We start from the raw sequence: 19,896 nt of genomic DNA, 5'->3' as shown, positions 1-19,896 counted from the left end.
GTAGACGCGATTTCCAATCGCCGGGTTTTATGAGTTATTTCTCATCTCCCAAATAAGCCTCAATTACAGCCGGATCATTCCTGACAATAGCAGGTTCACCCAAGGCAATAAGCTGACCAAAATGCAACACCGCAATGCGATCGCACAATCCCATCACTAGCGGTACGTGATGCTCGATCAATATTACAGTTAAATTGAATTGTGCGCGCACTTCCCGGATGAAATCACTTAACTTGTGCTTTTCCGTGGGATTCATCCCCGCCGCAGGTTCATCTAACAGCAAGATTGTCGGTTCTAGGGCTAAGGCGCGGGCGATTTCTAAGCGCCTCTGGTCGCCGTAGGGTAGGTTTTTGGCTTGTTCCTGCGCGCGATCGCCCAATCCGACCAAATCCAACAATTCCAGGGCTTTCCGCTGGGTTTGGCGCTCCATTGCGTTAGACTCTGGTAAGCCGAAAATCCCCGATAGTAGTGATAATACCGGATTTCCAGGGCGACTGTGGATGTGTCGGGCGATCGCCACGTTATCCAAAACAGAAAGTTCGCCAAACAACCGAATATTTTGAAATGTTCTGGCAATACCTTTATTCGCAATTTGATAAGGCCGCAATTTAGAAATATTTTCGTCTTGATAAATCAGATTGCCACTAGAAGCAGGTATCAGTCCAGTCATTACATTAAACAGAGTGGTCTTGCCAGCGCCGTTAGGGCCAATCAATCCAAAAATCTCGTGTTTTTGAACTGTAAAAGATACATCGTTTACGGCAACTAAACCGCCAAAGCGGCGAGTTAATCCTTGGGCTTCTAAAACAGGAGTGCTTTTTGAGAGGGTAAGTGGTTCGGAAATCATCAAATATGATAAAATAGTGATTATGTGATTATGCCTTAGACTTAAGTATAAATGGAAGCCGAGGAAATTCAAGCAAAAATTCGCCAAAATTTATATGTTTATACAGCTCATGGAGATATCGAGCGTCAGGCTGATGACTTAACCTTTACTCAGGTTGAGGAAGCTTTGCTCAAGGGAGAGATTCTTGAGCAATATCCTAATACTGGTCGAGGTGAAAGTTGTTTAGTATTAGGTTATGCAGGTGAGATAGCCATTCATATAGTCTGCGGCTGGCGCGGTGAAAGAATAGCAATTATAACTGTCTATATTCCCAGTCCCCCAAATTTTATTAACCCTAGAACCAGAGGATAAACTCATGCGAGAAATCCGATGCAATACCTGCGGTAGCAACCGCTATGAAGAACGTAAAATCAATTACCTTTACAGTCACAAAGGTAAATACTTGCTAGTTCCTAACACGCCTGTTGAGATTTGTCTGGATTGCGGTATGATTTATTATGATGCAGCAGTGCTTAAAGAAATTGAGCGCCGTTTCTTTGCTATTCATCAGCAGCATGAAATGCCTGATTCATATATCCAAATTCCCAGCAAAAGTTACACGTAAATCATTTCTGGTTGGTTTGGGAAGATTCGATGCTCGCCCTTGGCAGCATTTAAAATAGATTCGCCGCTGACAACCACAAATTTAGATCGCCCGGATTCAGAAAACCAGTGCGATCAGAATGTAGATACAATTATTCAAATGGCTGATACGGCTCATCAAATACAAGGATTCTGGCTCATGACGACGCGCTACCGAAAAAGATTAGTTGCCGTAATTGCCCTCTCGTTTTTATCTTTCACATCGCCTTTGCTGTTGATTCGCAGCGCTGGGGCAGAAAGTGTCAGCGCAGCAAAAGCTAGTTCCAAAGAGATTTCGTCCCTCATTGAGAAGTTAAAGAGCAACGATGAAAAGGAACTTGATGCAGCTATTAAAAAGTTAGGAAAAATAGGTGAACCAGCTATTCCTGCTTTGATTGAAGCTTTGCGAGAGGAAAATTTGCTACTCCGCCGGAGTGTTACTCAAGTTCTCGAAAGAAATGGCAATCGTGCTATTCCTGCCCTTGTCAAAGCATTGAAAGACTCGGATGTAAAGGTACGCCGTAATGCTGTCAACGTGTTAGGAAAAATCATGAATGGATATAGGTATGTATCGAAAGAGTTATCAGAAGCTAAAAATGCTGTGCCGCAGCTAATTCCCTTGCTGAAAGACTCCGATGCAGACGTGCGTAGTAGTGCCGCCAGTGCCTTGGGGAGTATGGGTGCAGAAGCTAAAAATACTGTGCCACAGCTAATTCTCTTGCTTAAAGACTCCGATGCAGATGTGCGTAAAAGTGCCGCCTTTGCCTTGGGGAATATTGGTGCAGAAGCTAAAACTGTTGTGCCGCAGCTAATTCCCTTGCTGAAAGACTCCGATGCAGATGTGCGTAAAAGTGCCGCCCGTGCTTTGGAGAATATGGGTACAGAAGCTGCTAAAACTGCTTTGCCACAGCTAATTCTCTTGCTGAAAGACTCCGATGCAGACGTGCGTAGTAGTGCCGCCGATGTCTTGGGGAAAATCGGTGCAGAAGCTAAAACTGCTGTGCCACAGCTAATTGTCTTGTTGAAAGACTCCGATGCAGAGGTGCGTAGCAGTGCCGCCGATGTCTTGGGGAAAATCGGTGCAGAAGCTAAAACTGCTGTGCCACAGCTAATTCCCCTGCTGAAAGACTCCGATGCACACGTGCGTCTTAGTGCCTCCTTTGCCTTGCGGGGAATCGGTGCAGAAGCTAAAACTGCTATGCCACAGCTAATTCCCTTGCTAAAAGACTCCGATATATTTATGCGTCGTAATGCGGCCGATGTATTGGGGGATATTGGTGCAGAAGCTAAAACTGCTGTGCCGCAGCTAATTCTTTTGCTCAAAGACTCCGATGCAGACGTGCGTAGTAATGCCGCCCGTGTCTTGGGGAGAATCGGTGCAGAAGCTAAAACTGCTGTGCCGCAGCTAATTCTCTTGCTGAAAGACTCCGATATAAATGTGCGTCACAGTGCCGCCGATGCTTTGGGGAGTATGGGTGCAGAAGCTAAAACTGCTGTGCCGCAGCTAATTCTCTTGCTGAAAGATTCCGATAAACCACGTAGCAATGCCATCTATGCTTTGGAGAACATTGCTCTTAGCCTTCAAGAAAAGGCAAATACGCTAACCCCATCGCAGTTAAATCAGGCTGTATTAAACCTAGAGTCAGCCTTAAAAATTTTGGAACCGTATGAGGCTGAACGTGATGATCAATATGTTTCAGTAGACGATGAGTCGGTAAAGAAGAGAACTATCGCAAATCTCCGTGTATATATCAAGAATCTCAAAGCCGAACAAAACGCCAACTTATTCAATTTAATTAGCCAGAATCAATGGGTAGCAGCAACAATAATTTACCTAATCTTCTTCCCCTCCCTGTGGTTTGCAATCCTCCGGCTGCGTCCCCTATGGCTGCTGCGAATCAACGACGCACTCAAACCCTACGAATTTAAACTACCTGAAACATGGGGCGGTGCTCCCGTGCGAATTCGCGACCTTACCTTTATCAGTATTTTTATTTACCGTCCCAGAGTTCTAGATTCCTGGATTTCGGCCCACATCGAAACAGTCCGCGAACAATTTGCTCAACGAAATACAGTCAAAAGCCGCGCTACTTACATCCCAGTTTCTTTTGAATTAGACGACAAAAAACTACCTCAACTTAGAGGTCAAGATTTGCCAGCAATTTTTACCAAAAAGCGAATCTGTCTGCTCATCTGGGGTGAAGGCGGTATCGGCAAAACTAGCATCGCTTGTCAAATTGCCGATTGGGCAATGGAACGCGATAAAACCCAACGCCTCTGCAAACACCTGATGATTCCAATCTTGATCGAAGAAGAACTAGACAGTAAAGTCGCCGAAGGCAAAAATCCCTTTTTTGAAGCCATACGCGGTCAACTAAAATCTATCACCAACCATCCCACCCCCATTGCTGAAGAACTGCTGCAAAAATTGCTACAACAGCGCCGCATTCTGGTAATTGCCGACCACTTTTCAGAAATGGCAGAAACAACCCAAAAGGAAATTGACCCTAATGCTGCCGATTTTCCCATCAATGCTTTGGTTGTGACTTCGCGACTTGATTCCACAATGGGTAAAGCCAACAAAAACACGCTTCACCCGTTGCGAATTGAGGGATCGGAACTATCAGCTTTCATGGAAAAATACTTAGACAAGCTAGGAAAATTAAATCTTTTTAACGGTTCGCAATTTCATTATGCCTGCGGCGACTTGGCTAAACTCTTAGAGGAAATCAGAATTCAAGGCAGAAGTACAACTGTATTGTTTGCCAAACTGTACGCCGATGTGTTGGTCGCGAAAATGGAAGGCAACAAAACGGGTAAGTTACCTGAAAATATACCAGATTTAATGCTGTCCTACCTGAACGAACTGAACCGGGACATGGTAGAAAATAAATTGACAGATATCACCGTTCACGAAGATGCTAAATTGCTCGCTTGGGAATGCCTCAAACTCACTTATCGACCCACTAGCACTAAGATGACCGATGCCATCAATGCGCTATCTGCATTCCATTCACAAGATGTGGAAAGACGCTTCAACTATCTCCAAGAAAAACTCCACCTGATGCAAACGAATGTTCCTAGCAAAGAGAATGTCCGGTTTGTACTTGACCCCGTAGCCGAGTATTTAGCAGGATTGCATTTAGTCGATATTTATGGTGAAAATGAAAGGAAGTGGCGCGATTTTCTAATAGATGCAGACTTTCAAAATTCGCCAGAGGCAATTAAAGGTTTTATGTTAGCAGTTCGTGATTGTTATTTGGCCAAGATTCCCGGTGCAAGAGATACTGACTTTTTGCCGAAAGAAATCGCAGCGCGCTATAATGTCTCCATTGCCGTACCGCCTCAATCTCCTCAAGCCGTCTCGCCAGGGTAATCCTATGACGATGTACATACCGGATTCGCAGCATTCCCAGACAAAACTGCTCCCTACGATGTATGATTTACCCAGTGAAGACCCGGAGGAGCCCGGTTTACCTGACGAATACCACGACTATCAACCCGAACTGCTGCGCCTAACCTGCCGCCCTCGCAACCATCCGCTAGACCAAATCTTTATAGCGACAAACCTCAATTTTTACTACGATTCCAATCATCTCAATTGGTATAAAAAACCCGATTGGTTCGTTGTTTTGGGGGCTTCGAGATTTTATCGCGGTGAGGACTTGCGCCTCAGTTACGTGATGTGGCAAGAAAATATTAGTCCTCTAGTAGTAGTGGAACTGCTGTCACCTGGAACTGAAGATGAAGATTTGGGAATCACACCAGAAGTGCGAAATAAACCGCCGACTAAGTGGCGAGTTTATGAAGAGATTTTGCAGATTCCTTACTACTTTGTTTTTAGTCGCTACACTAATCAATTGAGAGTATTTCAATTGATTGATAATCTTTACTGCGAACCAGTTTTAACTGATTCGCGCTTCTGGATACCGGAATTAGAGTTAGGTATTGGTTTGTGGGAAGGTTGTTATGAAGGTTTTTCGAGGTTGTGGCTGCGCTGGTACGATGCTAGTGGTGATTGGGTTTTGACTCCCGAAGAATTTGAAAGACAACGGGCTGAATTAGAAAGTCAACGGGCTGAATCTGAAAGTCAACGGGCTGAATCTGAAAGTCAACGGGCTGAATTAGAAAGTCAGCGGGCTGAATTAGAAAGTCAACGCGCTGAATCAGAAAGGGATCGAGCAAATCGTTTAGCCGATCGCCTCCGAGCAATGGGCATTAATCCAGATGAACTGTAGTTTTATGCTAATCATATAACAATGTACATACCAGATTCGCAATCTTCCCAAGCAAAAGCGTTGCCGACGATGTACGATCTACCCAGTGAAGACCCGGAGGAACCCGGTTTGCCTGACGAATATCATCAGTGGCAAGCACAGCTTTTGTGCGCTAGCTGCATTCCCCCTAATTATCCAGCCGATCGCGTATTTTCGGCCAGCGATCTGAATCTATACTACGACTCCAACCACCTCAATTGGTACAAAAGACCCGATTGGTACTTAGTTGTGGGCGTTTCGAGATTTTATCAAGACAGAGACTTGCGCCAAAGTTATGTGATTTGGGACGAAGCAGTCAATCCTTTAATTGCGATCGAATTTCTATCACCAAGTACGGAAGATGAAGATTTGGGGCTGACAGAATCAGAACCAAACAAACCTCCGACTAAGTGGCAGGTTTACGAGAAAATTTTGAAGATTCCCTATTACTTTGTGTTTAGCAAATACAACAACCAATTGAGAGTATTTCGCTTAATTGGCAACCGTTACCGCGAACAAGTGTTAACAGGTTTTCGATTCTGGATACCGGAAATACAGTTGAGTTTGGGTTTGTGGGAAGGTGCTTTTCTGCAAAATCAAAGGTTGTGGCTGCGCTGGTATGATATTAATGGCAATTTGGTTCTGACTCCTGAAGAATTTGAAAGACAGCGAGCTCAATTGGAAAGCCAACGAGCTGAATTTGAAAGGCAGCAAGCTGAAATTGAAAGACAGCAAGCTGAATCGGAAAGTCAACGGGCTGAATCGGAAAGACAGCGAGCTGAATCAGAAAGACAACGGGCTGAATCAGAAAGTCGGCGGGCTGAATTAGAAAGTCAGCGAGCCGAATCAGAAAGACAGCAAGCTGAATCAGAAAGACAGCGAGCAAATCGATTGGCCGATCGCCTGCGAGACATGGGCATTAATCCAGATGAACTGTAAAATTAAGTAGCAGCGTGAAATACGGCTCGCGGTGTCAATAAAAATTTATTAACTAAAAATAACTTATGCCAGAATCTACTTCATTGCGCGATCGCTACTTAGCCCTAATCGACAAAATCGTCGAAATCACCCTAAAAGGTCAAATTCGCTCTAAAGAACAAGTATATCAAATGCTGGTGCAAGACATTGGCACCGGCACCGGCGAAATTTTTGAGCGCTGTTTCGGCGAACGCTTAGATGCCACCGAAAACCTGCTCAGAAATGAAAAGGACGAAATCAAACAAGCCAAGGCAAATCGTAGCCTCAGAGCGCTAAAAACCATCCAAGGAGAATGGGAACGCTGGCAGAAGGATAACCGAGTCGATCGCGCGATCGCATCCTCCATCCAACAAATCCTTACCGCCGAATCCAACGGCCGCCTCCTGGCAATATTGCAAATAATCGATCCCAATAAAGAACATCCGCTGACTCTCGATCAATTGCAGCAATTGTCAAAATCTGTACACCAACAAATGCTGCAAACTACCAATCCCGAAACCGAGCGAGATTTGCAGCAAATCACCGCCGGTATTGCCAAAGGTTTAGAATCTTGGCAGCGCTTGGAACCGGAACTCGTCGGCTGGATTTATCAACCGCAGCAGCTAGGATTCGCCGGTAGTCCCGAACAAAATGGGCCTTGGGCTTTTTGGGCAAAAAAAGTGAATAGTGCCTTTGCTAACGCTCTTTTGCAGACTATTGCCAGGGGTGATTCTATTGTTGAATTTGCAGCAAAGCAGTCTAATGTAGAATTAGGTACGTTACTGGAATTGGCGATTATTTTGCAGTGCTTGCAGCGGGCATTGGCGACATGGTTCGACAAGCAAGTTTACGATTCCAAAGTGTCAACAAAAGCTTCGATTTCTACTTACATTACTTTCTCGGTAATTTGGAGTCAGCTAGCTAGTGGATTTAATAATTCTACCAAGAGCGGCGAGCAGTTGGCAAATGCTTGTTTTCAAGTGACTTTGCAAATTTTGCGCGCGTTTTCTCAGCGAGAATACTTTCCGCTTTACGGCGGGATTTTTGCATCGTTTGACGGTAAAGCTCTGCGGCATACTTTGGATTATTTAGATGAACCTCTGCGCCGTGTTGAGGGTACTCAAGCTAAGGCTCGGATTCTGACACTTTTGGGTTATTCGATGCAGGCGGCTGGGGCCTATGAGCGATCGATCTTATTGCACAAGGAATCGCTGGAAATTGCCCGTCTGGAAGGAGATAAAGCTTGCGAAGTTGCCAATCTCAATCACATCAGCCGCAATTATGTTGCTCAAAAAAATTATCAAGAAGCGATTAATTACAGTCAGCGGGCTTTAATTATGGCACGACAAGCGGGAGAGCGGCAAGGTGAGGCAAATGCGCTGGCTAATTTGGGCTACAGCGAGGTGTTTCAAGCGCGGCAGTTGGAGGAGGCGGAACCGGAGGTTTATGAGAGTGCGATCAGCTATTTGGAGCAAGGTTTGTTGCTGTCTGAAAAATTGGGAGACAGGCAAAGTCAAGCTTTTTGTTCCAGCAGTCTCGGGATTGCTAAAATTGCCTTGGAAAATCCGGCAGAAGCGATCGAGTATTTGGTCAAAGGTTGGCAAGCTGCACAATTTTCGGGCGATTTGTATCTGCAAGGTCTGAATTTGGCTTATTTGGCTCAAGCTTATTACAGCATGAATCAACTAGAACAAGCGATATTTGCTGGTAGTTTGGGGATGTATACTTTGGAGCAAATTGGGGCGATGGAGTGGCGTCAATCGGCTGGTTTGCTGACAATTTTGCGCGGACAAATGGGGGCGGACGCTTTTAAACAATCTTTGACAAAAAGTCGCTCGAATATCATTCCGGCGATCGGTGTTGATGGCTACGATTATATCCCGGAATTGCTGGAAAAATACCAGCAATCTATTTAACTCTTTGTGGAATAGGCATCTTACCTGTTGCTAAGAGAGGGGGCGGGCTCTCCGGCCCACCCCACAATCTATTTAACTCTTTGTGGAACAGGCATCTTGCCTGTTGCTGAATATTTTCAAATACCCCAGTTTCCCAATAATTACTTTTCAACTATTACCGGAGTACCAACTGCGACTTTCTCAAATAAAGCTTGGGCATCTTTATCGAACATTCTGACACAACCGTGAGAAGCCGCTCGCCCGATCGACTCTGGAGTAGGAGTCCCGTGAAAACCGATGACATTTTTGCCATCCGTCCAAAACCCGATCCACCTAGTGCCCAGCGGATTGTCCGGGCCAGCGGGCACAAGTTCTCCTGTCCAAGGATGCTCCCAAACAGGATCTTTAATCATTTGCATAACTTTAAAATTGCCCGTGGGAGTTTCCCAGCCCTGTTTCCCCACAGCCACCGGGAAACTCGCTTGCACCTTATTTTTGCGGTAAACATAGACGCGGCGTTCTCGCAATCTCAGCACTAAACGTACTTCCTCCATCGGATTTTCCGCAGCTTTTGGTTCCTGGGGAAGATACCGAGACGGTTCGCCCAGGGGCGGCAGTTCCGGGGCTCCCAGATTCGGCAATTTTACCTCGGATTTTGAGCGCTGCTGGGCGATCGCCCTATTAATCGAATTAGCAGCAGGTTCGGCAGCCACCTGCTGCTGTAGCGCCACAGACAGCGCCGCTGCACTCAAACTCAGCACAATTAACTTGTTAAATAAAAATTTGCTGTTTACCATTTTTTTGTTCGCTAAATTCCTCACCAGCAGTTCCTACAAAGTTCCTATCTAATTATCCGCAAACCGCAGCCGCTCACTCAAGTTTTGAGATGGCTTTTTGACTGTCAATATTGCGCCGTTTTTAGTTGAAAGTTCACAACGGATAACTTGTAATTTGGTTTCGGCTGCGCGATCTGGACGATCGCACTTGAAGATTATTTTGGTGTTACCGTATTTGATATAAATCAACACAAAACTTACGCACTAATATCAAAACAACTCGGTTTTTATACTGGGATAGATCGCACTCTGTGAGAGATTTTCGCGAGCCAACCCAGTTGATGCGTAAATCCTGCAAGACAATGATTAAACTTTACCTCCGACTCATTTGATTTTTTACTCCAAAGAATTGGTTTAAAGCCGGAACCCTTTGAAGGAGAAATTAAAAGAAGACTATTCATTGCTTCAATCCTCGGACTTCCAGGTAGAGGTAGCTGTCCCAGGTCAACTGTCCCAGGTCAACTGAACTGTGGCAGGCTGGCGATCGAGAATTGAAACTATGAGGCGGCTGCATCGGGAAAGCACAATCTGTCTTTTGGCAGAGTTTCCCGGCCGTGCAGCAACAGTTAGGTGGGCGCAAAAAAACGGCAACAGTCGATCGAACAAACTCAATATATCACGCCAACACTCTAGAGATGCGAAGCGCTGAACTTGTTGTAAATTCGGAACTTATGATGTAAAATCTAGTCTTTCAATACTCGTTCGATAATCTTTTTTGAGATTGTCCTAAATTTCCTACTCCGGGGATTAAACTGGATGAGGTCAAGAGGTTGGGATTTTCGCGCAGCGGAAGCAAACCCGACCCTGAATAGCAGTTAATGTGAGGTTTCAATGCGTCTTCAGAACATCAAATTATTGACAGGTGCAACCCTGTCGGTGCTAATTTCGGCGGTCTCAGTGCATCCTGCGATGGCTAACCCTGCAATTGAAATAGCCCAAACGCAGACCACCACAACAGCAAACACCCAAACCGTTGTCGGTTTTGTCAAAAGTATTGTTGGCGACGTAGTAACAATTCGCGAAGAAAACGCGCCGTACAGGACTCTCAGGATTCAAAAATGCGTCCTGAAAATTCTCGGCCTGGTACCGGGAATGAAAGTCAGAGCCAGCATAGCCGGCTCTCAGGTGGAAAATATCGTCGTGATCCCCAACTATAAGGTGGTAGCCACAACGGTTGTTCGTCCCGCCACCCCAGCACCGCGTCCGGCCCCAGAACCGCCACCTCGTCCGGCTCCCGCTCCTCGTCCGATTCCCCGTCCGGCTCCGGCTCCCGCTCCAATTCCGGCTCCGCGTCCGGCTCCCGCTCCCCGTCCGGCTCCTGTGAGAGGACTTTGGTAGAGTTACCGCTGTAAACGGAACGAAGCCACTGCGCGCGGTGGCTTCGCTTTTTAAGAGGAGTTAGAATAACAGAATAGTCCAGCAATTGTTGAGAAATAGCTGCTATGTATTACCTGCGTTTCTTGTTGCTAATTCTACTGCTGCCGCTGGTTGGGTGCGATCGAGCTATAGATGCCACAGCGACTCCCATACCCGTCCCAAGTCCGCTGGCGCAAATTCCCTCCCCTGTACCGCTGACAAATGTTCGCACAACAAATCAAACTGTACCGACCAAACCGCTTTCGCCGCAGCCAATCCGCATTGTTGCAACTGCTTTGCCGCAGCCTTTCGCTAGCGCCAGCGCCTCAAAACCTCCTCAAGTAGTACCGATTCCCCCATCGCCAGTGCTGCGAGTGCCACCTGGCTTTGTCGTCAACGTTTTTGCTGACAATTTAGACGCTCCCCGATGGCTGGCTTTGACGCCGACAGGGGATGTTTTGGTAACAGAAACCCGGCAGAATCGGATTAGGCTGCTGCGGGATGCCAACGGTGACGGCGTTGCTGAGGTGAACATGACTTTTGCCAGCGCCCAAAATGGGTTAAATATTCCCTTTGGTATGGCTTTTGCCGATCGCTATTTTTTCCTCGGAAACACCGCTGAAGTCCGCCGATTTCCCTACACAAAAGGGCAGGAACAATTAACAGGAACAGGGCAAAAAATTGCCGATTTACCGGGCGGCGGCTACAACCAACACTGGACGCGAAATGTTGTCGCTTCCCCGAACAACCGCCAGCTTTTCGTATCAGTTGGTTCCCAGTCTAACGCCGATGCCGAACCGCTGCCGAGGGCGTCTGTGCAAGTGATGAATTTGGACGGTACAAACCAGCAAACTTTTGCCTCCGGTTTGCGAAATCCCGTGGGATTGGATTTTCACCCGAAAACCAATCAACTCTACACCACAGTCAACGAACGCGATGGTTTGGGAGATGATTTGGTGCCGGATTACCTGACCAGAATTCGTCAAGGCGAGTTTTACGGCTGGCCTTACGCTTATTTTAAGCCGAATTTGCTCGACCCGCGCCACGTCAAAAATGGCAATAGCGATCGACCTGATTTAGCAGCTAAAACATTGATGCCGGACGTGCTGTTTCAGGCGCATTCGGCGGCTTTGGGACTTCAGTTTTACGACGGGAAAACGTTTCCCAAAAGATTCCTGAACGGGGCGTTTGTGGCGTTTCGCGGCAGTTGGAACCGCAACGCAGGAACTGGTTATAAAATCGTGTTTGTACCCTTTAATGCGGCAAGCGGACGCCCTCAAGGTTATTATGAGGATTTTCTAACTGGTTTTCTCACAGATCCGTCGGGGCCGAAAACTTGGGGGCGCCCTGTTGGTTTGCTGGTTTTACCTGACGGGAGTTTGCTGTTTACTGAGGAAGCGAATAACCGGATTTATCGGGTTCAGTATCGCGGCTAGACAAGATTGCAAAAACAGCGAGGACGGGCAAGATGCCCATCCCACAATTTTTTTTGGTTGTGGGATGGGCATCTTGCCCGTCCCAAATCTGCCCATCCCACAATTTTTTTTTGGTTGTGGGATGGGCATCTTGCCCGTCCCAAATCTGCCATGTTTATTTGCCCAACACCTTATGCCAAACCTATTACTCTAAAACCCTGAACCCGGTTGTTTGAGAAACTCTGCTTCTTCGGGAGTTGTTTCGCGTCCGAGAATTTGATTGCGGTGGGGAAATCTGCCAAAACGCTCGATTATTTTAAAATGTCGCACTGCGAAATCAATGACTGAATTGCTGTCAGGTTCGCCGCTGAGTTGGCGAAATAGTTCCACAGATTTTTGCTGGTGTTCTAAGTTTTCGCTGTGTTCAAAAGGCAGGTAAATAAACCATTTTTGTACAGTCAGCAATTGGCGATAGAAGTGATTGTTAACAGCGTGTTGGGCGGCGGCTAAGGCTTTGCTGTCTGTGGCGAAGGCTTGGCTTGTTTCGCGAAACATATTGCGCGGAAATTGATCGAGCAGTAGAATTAATGCTAGGCAGTTTTCCGGGGAATCTTGCCAGGAATCGAGTTGACCGGAGGCTGCTAGTTCGTATTGCTGTAGAAAGTTCGCTCGCACTTCCGTATCAAAATCAGTATTTTTCTCAAACCACTTCTTTTGAACTTTGCCAAACTCTGGAGAGTGCGATCGACCAAACCAAAAATCTAAAACTTCATTCATTAGCAATCTAGTGTCCGATTGATTTTTGATTGCAATTTATGGGTATGTAGTTGCATAACATATGCTTTGTGTGCAACTACATACAGCAGCGATTAATGATTGGCAGAGATAACTTACGAACTGTTGTTGTCCGGTGCTTAAATTTAGGAACTAGCAAACAGTCTATCCCAAGTTTTGCCTCCCACAATTCCGTCTACAGGAAGGTGCGCTTGTCGCTGAAATCTCTTCACTGCATCTAGGGTTGTTTTGCCAAAAATGCCATCAAGTGCGATCGGCTGCGGGCACAAACCCCGCGCGTTCAACAATTTTTGCAGTTTCCTCACATCTTCCCCTCTCGATCCGTGTTTTAAAACCCTTTTATGGTATCTGACTGCTGGTTCATGGCAATCATTAGTGGGGCAAACTGCGTCGCCCGCGCCCGCTGAAAAATTGGCTGCATTGGCGCCAGTCAAAACTAATAAGGCGAGAACTGCTACTAAATAATAAAAAGTCTGCGATCCAACCATACTTTCCCTGTTAATTTTCTCAAGCGTTTTCTGCAAGTTTGACCCGCAAGAAAGGGGTACAAGCCGCCGACTAAAGTCGTGGACTATCCCAAAATTTTAGACTTTTGTTCAAGCTCCCAGATTCATCTGTGGAGTCAATCTAAAATCTAAAATCTAAAATCTAAAATCGACTGACGATTGTTTGAGAGTGAGAAACCGGGTTTCTGGGATGGAGGCGTCCAATCTCGCTCGACCGGGTTTCTGGCAACAGTCAACAGACATTCTACAATATAAGGGGCTTTACTGCAAAATCTTTGATCGTGCAAGTTAAATTTTGTTGCTCTTGGGTAGCCGCAAAGGTAACAATTACTTCGCAGGCTACTGCAACTGTCAGCATTACCAAGTTTCGCGCCAGCGGGTAATCGCAAATGTCATCATTCGCTGCTGAAGGAACCCGATAGTGTTGGTTCCAAATTATTTCGGAGTAATCGGCAGCTAATCCTACGTGCAAGCACGGAATGGAGACACTCGCACAGTAATCCTTGACTGCTTGGCGCCCGACACTGTTATCAAAAGTATCGATCGCCACGGCGCTGTTGGCAAGCAGTCGATCGGCATTCGCGGGTGTCAATTCCTTTGAGTGCGCGTTAATGCTGACGGATAAAGCCCGGTAGAGGTTGTTGGCGAGAATTTTGGCTTTGAATGCGCCGATATCCGATCGATAATATGGTTGAGTGGAAAGGTTGCGCTCTTCGATGCGATCGCGATCGATGACTTTTAACTGACAAAAGCCCGATCGCGCCAGACTCTCTACAATATTCGCACCCAAAGCACCCGCGCCGCACACCGTTACCGGGAAATTTTTAACCAGCGACATCACTGCGGAAGTTCTGTAAAGTTGTTCGTGAAAAAATATACTCATGACAGTTGACAGTTGACAGTTGACAGAATTGATGATTTTTATCTATTTTCGACTACTCCGACTAATGACTGCAAGTCGAAATCATTGTCCAAGCCGCTGAGACAAATGCCAGCACTCATTACAGTTAAGTCATTTTTGGCGATCGCCGAAGTATGATGTTCTCCACTCCCGCTAGTCCATTCAACCAGCCAGTAATCAGCGCGATCCCTAAAATCCCGCAATTCGCCGCCGCCCATCTTCAAAGCGCGCTGCAAGCGCTGTTCGGCCTGCACATTCGGGTCTAAATGTTTAATATTTCGGCACACCAATTCGTAAACAGTTCGCATGGATGGCGTCATGCCTTTAAAGCGAACTTCTTGAGGCACAATTAAATTTTTTAAAGCTGTTTTCAACTTTTCCGAAGGTAGCGGATCGGCGCGCCTGTCAATATCTTCAAACCACAAACAATCCCCGTCCCACCGCGCCACAATCGGCTCGAACTGCGAGCCTTCAGTTACTAAATGGACTGGTACGGGTTTAGCAACACCAGTGCGCTGTTTAGCATCAGATTCGTTAACCGGATAAGCCAGCCAAGTTTGCCCTTGCAACACCCAAGCCAAATGCAAGCGAATCGGTACAAACAGTTGCAAATACTCTGCGACTTGCGGCAAACTAGCCTCCTCAATTACCGCAGCAATTTTCTCATTTATCGGTCTAAAAATAGCCCATCCTTCAAAGTTTTGCGGTGAGGGTTGAAAAGTATAAACCATTGAGCTAACCCTTGTTCGCACCCTTCCCCCCCGCACGCAGGGAGCCAGGAATTGGGTATTGAGTAGTTGCCCTTCTTGCGCCGCGAGTTGGCTGAGGATTTTGCGGATATCTGCCACTGGATTGACCTCCGTAATCTGGCTTTTGTTTGCATAACCTAATCTTAATTTAAGCAATTATAAACATTTATAAAAAAACTTGACATTAATAAATGTCCTACAATAGTATTGAGCTATCATCCAAACTTAATAGTGTAGAAATCTCAAGTAAATATGCTACAAAAAGTATTTTCTAAGTTGGTTGTACTGACAGCTTTGACAGTTCCTATGTTAGCGTCTGCCCAGGCAGCTATGGCTGAGAACACTCATGGAGCTACTGCTTATTCTCCGACTTCTGATGCCACGGGTATTAGTTGGGATCATGCTACAGAGAAGAAAGCACTAGACGCAGCAGTAGCCGCCTGCAATCAACAAAGCGAAGGAGCTAACGATTGCCAAGCCCTGACATCTAATACCAATAATTGTGGAGCGATCTCAGTAGGCAAGGGAGGAGCAGGTGCAGGCTGGGGCGACGATAAAGCAGCAGCAGAAGCTCAAGCTCTCGCGGCTTGTAGCGAACTGGAAGGAGGTAATTGTAAAATCCAGCTTTCAGCTTGCAACAAGTAATTGAACTGATAACAATCGGTCGGAGGGGTGTATATTTTCGCTGGTAAAATAGCTGATAAAATAGCCCTATTATGTCGGTTTATTTCCGCGAAAAAAATGGTTTGTAGTGAGGACTTTAGTCCTCAGATTCTAAGGACTAAAGTCCTCACTACAAACCAGTAGGGTGCGCCACAAGCACCTTACTCAGTTAATCTCCTACTTCCGAAGTAACTGCATCGGGTGGCAGCAAACTTTCTAATCTATCTTTAGACCAGTATTCAGTAGGATAAGCAAGTGCAATAATATCTGAAAGTCGAATCAGCCACGTAACTTGTCCGTAAGCATCGGTATTTTCCGCTTGTTCGTTAGGGGGAACTATCACCAAAAGTTCGGCAAACTCCCCAAACAAATTAATAGGGATACCGCCAAAACTACTATTATTTGTTTTAATCCAAACTTTACTGCCTCGATCGAGAGCTTCTTGCAGTCGCTGGCTGAGCAAAGTGGATGTTTTGACCAGGGATTTTTTGGCTTTCGACTTTTTTCCCATAGTTTTAAGAAGTTAAAGTAGTTGTACTGTGGTTGCACAGTGGGTTGCACAGTCGGTTGAGATCGGCGTGCGATCCTCTCTTCTGCAAGTTTCGCTAACGCGATTTGGTATTGAAACGAACAAAAGGAAAAAGGACGATCGCCCGATCGGCACCCATCAGTCTAGTCTACAAGAAAATGCTGCACTGCGATCGTGATAACAATTTAAGTGATTTCCAATTTTTCAATCTCAAGCCAAGCTCCAAACCCTTAAGTCATCAGTGATTGCCAATTTTTCAATTATTCAATTCTTCAATATAAAATAATCATACCTGCGGTATCAATTTACCGAGTCAATCAACGAGCCCCGTGTTTCTACTGTGCCCAAATGTACTATAATTGGCGGAGTCTTCCCAAATCGTTTAAGTAAAACAATGGACTGGCGAAAGCTCATTTATCCCAACCAGAAAACTGCCGCAAATCAACCCGCAGCACCAGAAACTCGATTGTCTGTAGAATTCTTGTTGGGACTCTTTGCGGCGGGATGGACAGAAGAGCAGGTGTTAGAGAAATATCCCGCACTCACTTCGCCCAAGCTGCGCGCTGCTTTGGCTGCTGCGGATTCTCAGTTAGTGTCATCCATCGCCAATCCAGAGTTACTGGAAATTATCGAGCAAACTAGAGAAGAATTGAAAATCGGGAAAAAGTTGCCGCTTGAGGATGTTGAGGGAGATGTTTGGGAGTAATATCAAATATGGTTAGATTGGAATTATACAGTAGTGCGAGCGCCCTCGATCGCCACAAATAATCGTGATCGAGGACGCTCGCACTACTCGGAAAATTATGATTTCGATGCCAACAAAAACAATATTAAATCTCAACTTCTCCCTAAATTTCGTCTAACTATTTCCCGAAACTCCAACACCGCCTCAAGGGGATCGGGGCGTTGTACATACTCTGCGATCAGTGATAAATCTAAATTGGGTAACAACTCACTTTGCTGGATTTTTTCATATTCATTTTCCCGCAGATGATAAACTTCAAAGCGACGATTTTTCCAGAACCAAACTTCTTTGACTCCGAGCTTTTGGTAAACAGCTAGCTTATCCAGACCACCACTGCTTAGTACAACCTCGATCGCCAAATCGGGAAACTCTTTTTCTGTATCAATACAATAGCACTCATCCGGTTCTGTACCGCCCTTTTTTGCTTGAATGCGAAATGTAGTTGAACCCAATCCCCAAAACCGAGTCCGTGTTTCTTGAAAATACGCTTCTAGCAGCATCCCAATATTGGTTTTATCTCGATCGTGACGGCGACTTGGGGACATAATTTCCAGGACTTCTTCTAAATATGTAACCCGATACCAAGGACTATCTCCCAGTTGAGTGAGTATTTCTTCATACTGTTGCCAACTTACCCCACTGGTAATAAATATTTCCACAGGATCTTCGGTGAAAAGCTCTAATTCGGTTGCTAAATCTTTGATTAATATTGAAGTCACCGAGCTGTCCTCTTAATGTTAGAGTATAGATATCTCTCTGGCGAATTACCATTTACCATTCAATCTCTGCCAACGGATCGAGTCCATCGGCTTCTTCATTAAGCCCAAGTTTTGTGCAAATCTCACAAGCGTCTGAGGTTGAGTGACTCTTGATTTAGCTCGTTTCAGTGCCGTTAACAAGCGAGTTGCATTAGCAGGAGAACGCAATAAGTAAAGCGTTTCTAGCAAACTTTCTAATTCTGCTTCAGAAATCAAAACTGCATTTTTGCCATTATGTCTGGTTATCACAATTAATTCCCCAGTTTCAACAGCGCGAGTGCAGAAGTTTTCTAAATTTGCTTCAGCTTCAATGTATGTAATTTCAGTTGACATACGAGACTAAAAAATGTGAGCATTGCCCACCAGCATAACTGACGGGCAATCCCTAAATTATATCACTTGTCATCCCTGACTGGCAAAGCCACATCCATAATTTCCATCAACAACTCCAGCCGCGAAGGACGAGACAACATCGGCACCAAGTTCGGCAGCGAGTAATAATCGCCAGCAAACGTAAACGTTTCCACCGACACTTGCTTTTCCTTCAATTGTTTTTCAACATATTCGCAGTAAGCGCCAACTCGCACGATTACCACATCAGGAATTACCCCCAAACTGCGGCAGTAATTATGATAAGCATCTGCAAAATAAGGTGCAGCGTTTTCGCCTTCATCTGTTACCATAATGAACTGCTCGACGACTTGCTTCTTGATCCGCATTGCTTCCACCGCGCAACCGCAACTTGTGCCGCCGCCTGCGCGAATGTGCTTGAATGCGCGCTCCCAATCGGTCAATTCGCTGCCGTTTGCTTGCACTGGGTACGGCATGGTGTCAAAGGCGTAGACGAACAGCGCAGCCTCGGAAATGCCGGAAATTAAAGCAGCCAGACGCTTACCAACTTCGATCGCACTTTCCATCGAACCAGACTTGTCAACCAACAAACCGGTGGCTTTGACAATCTTGCCACGCTTCTTTACCTGTTCGTTTGTCACCGCTTCCAGCTTCGCCGTCGTGGCTGCGTCGAAGTTCGCGCTATCGCCCGCCACACTCGCTTTGTATGCAGAAACCCGATCGCACTTGGCGGCTTCATCCAGCTTCGAGTCAATCAACAGCTTGACTTCCGGGTGATCCATCGCGCCGCGAGACTGAATCGATTTCAGATTGTTGATCACTTCCTGCGGCGACATCGAGTTAATCAGCGCCGCTAACACCGTTGGCGTGAGCATTTTGACTGCACCAACTGCGATCGTATACGGAATCTTGTACTCAACAATCAAATTCGCCTGTTCCGCAGGTGTCGCCGCCTTTGCTAACTGCTTCAAAACGAATGCCAGCGAGTCTTCCGGCGGATTGTCCTTAAACAGGATAGCATTAGCTCGATCGCTCGGCTTGACGTGCAGAGTGGCGTACAAGTGCTTCATCGCCTTGCGGTTGCGGATGGCGGCGCGATCGAAAAACTGTACATTCTTTTCGCGCGATCGCAGATAGCGAGTGACAGCAGTGCGCGCACTCCGAGGCAGCTTATTCTGGTGCTGCTTCATAAAGTCCACAACCCGCGAAACCTCGTAGGGAGGGAACTCTTGCAGCATCATAAACCCGGCATCTCGGTGCTCTGTCAGGGCCGAAGTCAGCAAGTTTCCGGCAAAAACTTCCTTGTGATCGCGCACGTCGCCGTGACGCTGATACCACACTGCTAAATGACCGTAAAAAATCGGGTCTAATTCGATAATTAACTTGTGAATTTCTGTCACCTTTTCCAGTTGGCGGTGAGGTGTGGTGAGCAGACTGTTGAGCATTTCTAAACGTAAATCGCGCTCTAATAAATTCATTGGTGCTACCTCCCTTTTCGATATTTAAATTTCGGGCGATGCTCAAAGCCCACCCCACAAGAGTTTGATTATTTCTTGACATGAAATTTAAATGCTGATTAGCTTAGACATTCTCCATAAATTTTGTGGAGTGGGCTTCTAGCCCGCTCAAGACTTGCTTTTCTGGAGATGTTTAATCAATATCCAAAAAATCTGCGGGTGGCAGTTGTTGCACGCTTAGCAATGAATGTCATAGTCA

The 19,896-nt window shown here is 46.1% G+C and carries 20 protein-coding genes; 10 read left to right on the top strand and 10 right to left on the bottom strand.

Going from position 1 to position 19,896, the window contains the following annotated elements; all coding sequences use genetic code 11:
* Window positions 1–34 precede the first annotated feature (34 nt).
* The gene (locus QUB68_RS27665; protein ID WP_332998108.1) at window positions 35–847 is read right to left on the bottom strand and encodes an ABC transporter ATP-binding protein; all 813 of its coding nucleotides are present in this window, start codon (window positions 845–847) and stop codon (window positions 35–37) included.
* Window positions 848–898: 51 nt separating this feature from the next.
* Here QUB68_RS27665 and QUB68_RS27660 point away from each other — a divergent pair, with 51 nt between their 5' ends.
* From QUB68_RS27660 to QUB68_RS27635, 6 genes are all read left to right on the top strand, one after another.
* Window positions 899–1,198, top strand: a complete 300-nt coding sequence (locus QUB68_RS27660) for a DUF4258 domain-containing protein (protein ID WP_332998107.1) — start codon at window positions 899–901, stop codon at window positions 1,196–1,198.
* 4 nt (window positions 1,199–1,202) lie between these two features.
* Window positions 1,203–1,451, top strand: coding sequence for a type II toxin-antitoxin system MqsA family antitoxin (locus tag QUB68_RS27655; RefSeq protein ID WP_332998106.1), 249 nt, complete (start codon window positions 1,203–1,205; stop codon window positions 1,449–1,451).
* 39 nt (window positions 1,452–1,490) lie between these two features.
* Window positions 1,491–4,844 (top strand): HEAT repeat domain-containing protein, encoded by a 3,354-nt coding sequence (locus QUB68_RS27650; protein ID WP_332998105.1) that lies wholly within the window; start codon window positions 1,491–1,493, stop codon window positions 4,842–4,844.
* Window positions 4,845–4,848: 4 nt separating this feature from the next.
* Complete coding sequence (locus QUB68_RS27645; RefSeq protein ID WP_332998104.1) at window positions 4,849–5,706, top strand: Uma2 family endonuclease; 858 nt, start codon at window positions 4,849–4,851, stop codon at window positions 5,704–5,706.
* 21 nt (window positions 5,707–5,727) lie between these two features.
* Entirely contained in the window at window positions 5,728–6,663 is a 936-nt protein-coding gene (locus QUB68_RS27640; protein WP_332998103.1) for a Uma2 family endonuclease, read from the top strand.
* Window positions 6,664–6,728: 65 nt separating this feature from the next.
* A complete protein-coding gene (locus QUB68_RS27635) occupies window positions 6,729–8,597 on the top strand; it encodes a hypothetical protein (protein ID WP_332998102.1) in 1,869 nt (622 codons plus the stop codon).
* 140 nt (window positions 8,598–8,737) lie between these two features.
* On the opposite strand, the gene QUB68_RS27630 is transcribed toward QUB68_RS27635, so the two are convergent.
* Complete coding sequence (locus QUB68_RS27630; RefSeq protein ID WP_332998101.1) at window positions 8,738–9,373, bottom strand: L,D-transpeptidase; 636 nt, start codon at window positions 9,371–9,373, stop codon at window positions 8,738–8,740.
* A gap of 870 nt (window positions 9,374–10,243) precedes the next feature.
* Here QUB68_RS27630 and QUB68_RS27625 point away from each other — a divergent pair.
* Complete coding sequence (locus tag QUB68_RS27625; protein WP_332998100.1) at window positions 10,244–10,750, top strand: autotransporter; 507 nt, start codon at window positions 10,244–10,246, stop codon at window positions 10,748–10,750.
* Window positions 10,751–10,854: 104 nt separating this feature from the next.
* Window positions 10,855–12,204, top strand: a complete 1,350-nt coding sequence (locus QUB68_RS27620) for a PQQ-dependent sugar dehydrogenase (protein ID WP_332998099.1) — start codon at window positions 10,855–10,857, stop codon at window positions 12,202–12,204.
* Window positions 12,205–12,393: 189 nt separating this feature from the next.
* Here QUB68_RS27620 and QUB68_RS27615 read toward each other — a convergent pair whose 3' ends face one another.
* From QUB68_RS27615 to QUB68_RS27600, 4 genes are all read right to left on the bottom strand, one after another.
* Window positions 12,394–12,960 (bottom strand): DUF924 family protein, encoded by a 567-nt coding sequence (locus tag QUB68_RS27615; protein WP_332998098.1) that lies wholly within the window; start codon window positions 12,958–12,960, stop codon window positions 12,394–12,396.
* A gap of 143 nt (window positions 12,961–13,103) precedes the next feature.
* Window positions 13,104–13,466, bottom strand: a complete 363-nt coding sequence (locus QUB68_RS27610; RefSeq protein ID WP_332998097.1) for a peptidoglycan-binding domain-containing protein — start codon at window positions 13,464–13,466, stop codon at window positions 13,104–13,106.
* Between the two features lie 262 nt (window positions 13,467–13,728).
* The gene (locus QUB68_RS27605; protein ID WP_332998096.1) at window positions 13,729–14,367 is read right to left on the bottom strand and encodes a ThiF family adenylyltransferase; all 639 of its coding nucleotides are present in this window, start codon (window positions 14,365–14,367) and stop codon (window positions 13,729–13,731) included.
* A gap of 38 nt (window positions 14,368–14,405) precedes the next feature.
* The gene (locus QUB68_RS27600; protein ID WP_332998095.1) at window positions 14,406–15,233 is read right to left on the bottom strand and encodes a hypothetical protein; all 828 of its coding nucleotides are present in this window, start codon (window positions 15,231–15,233) and stop codon (window positions 14,406–14,408) included.
* A 153-nt stretch (window positions 15,234–15,386) separates the two neighbouring features.
* Between QUB68_RS27600 and QUB68_RS27595 the strand changes: the two genes are divergently transcribed.
* Window positions 15,387–15,779: a DUF4189 domain-containing protein gene (locus tag QUB68_RS27595; protein ID WP_332998094.1), complete on the top strand. Its 393-nt coding sequence runs from the start codon at window positions 15,387–15,389 to the stop codon at window positions 15,777–15,779.
* A 187-nt stretch (window positions 15,780–15,966) separates the two neighbouring features.
* Here QUB68_RS27595 and QUB68_RS27590 read toward each other — a convergent pair whose 3' ends face one another.
* The gene (locus tag QUB68_RS27590) at window positions 15,967–16,308 is read right to left on the bottom strand and encodes a hypothetical protein (protein ID WP_332998093.1); all 342 of its coding nucleotides are present in this window, start codon (window positions 16,306–16,308) and stop codon (window positions 15,967–15,969) included.
* A 412-nt stretch (window positions 16,309–16,720) separates the two neighbouring features.
* On the opposite strand from QUB68_RS27590, the gene QUB68_RS27585 reads away from it, so the two are divergent.
* Window positions 16,721–17,032, top strand: a complete 312-nt coding sequence (locus QUB68_RS27585; protein ID WP_332998092.1) for a DUF433 domain-containing protein — start codon at window positions 16,721–16,723, stop codon at window positions 17,030–17,032.
* A 131-nt stretch (window positions 17,033–17,163) separates the two neighbouring features.
* Here the strand turns inward: QUB68_RS27585 and QUB68_RS27580 are convergent, their stop codons facing one another.
* From QUB68_RS27580 to QUB68_RS27570, 3 genes are all read right to left on the bottom strand, one after another.
* Window positions 17,164–17,790, bottom strand: a complete 627-nt coding sequence (locus QUB68_RS27580; RefSeq protein ID WP_332998091.1) for a Uma2 family endonuclease — start codon at window positions 17,788–17,790, stop codon at window positions 17,164–17,166.
* Between the two features lie 45 nt (window positions 17,791–17,835).
* Entirely contained in the window at window positions 17,836–18,162 is a 327-nt protein-coding gene (locus QUB68_RS27575; RefSeq protein WP_332998090.1) for a type II toxin-antitoxin system Phd/YefM family antitoxin, read from the bottom strand.
* A 62-nt stretch (window positions 18,163–18,224) separates the two neighbouring features.
* The gene (locus tag QUB68_RS27570; RefSeq protein WP_332998089.1) at window positions 18,225–19,658 is read right to left on the bottom strand and encodes a hypothetical protein; all 1,434 of its coding nucleotides are present in this window, start codon (window positions 19,656–19,658) and stop codon (window positions 18,225–18,227) included.
* Window positions 19,659–19,896: the final 238 nt, after the last annotated feature.

It is taken from the genome of Microcoleus sp. A006_D1, from assembly GCF_036702805.1.
Taxonomy (GTDB): domain Bacteria; phylum Cyanobacteriota; class Cyanobacteriia; order Cyanobacteriales; family Microcoleaceae; genus Microcoleus.
This window is presented reverse-complemented; position numbering and strand designations above follow the sequence as displayed.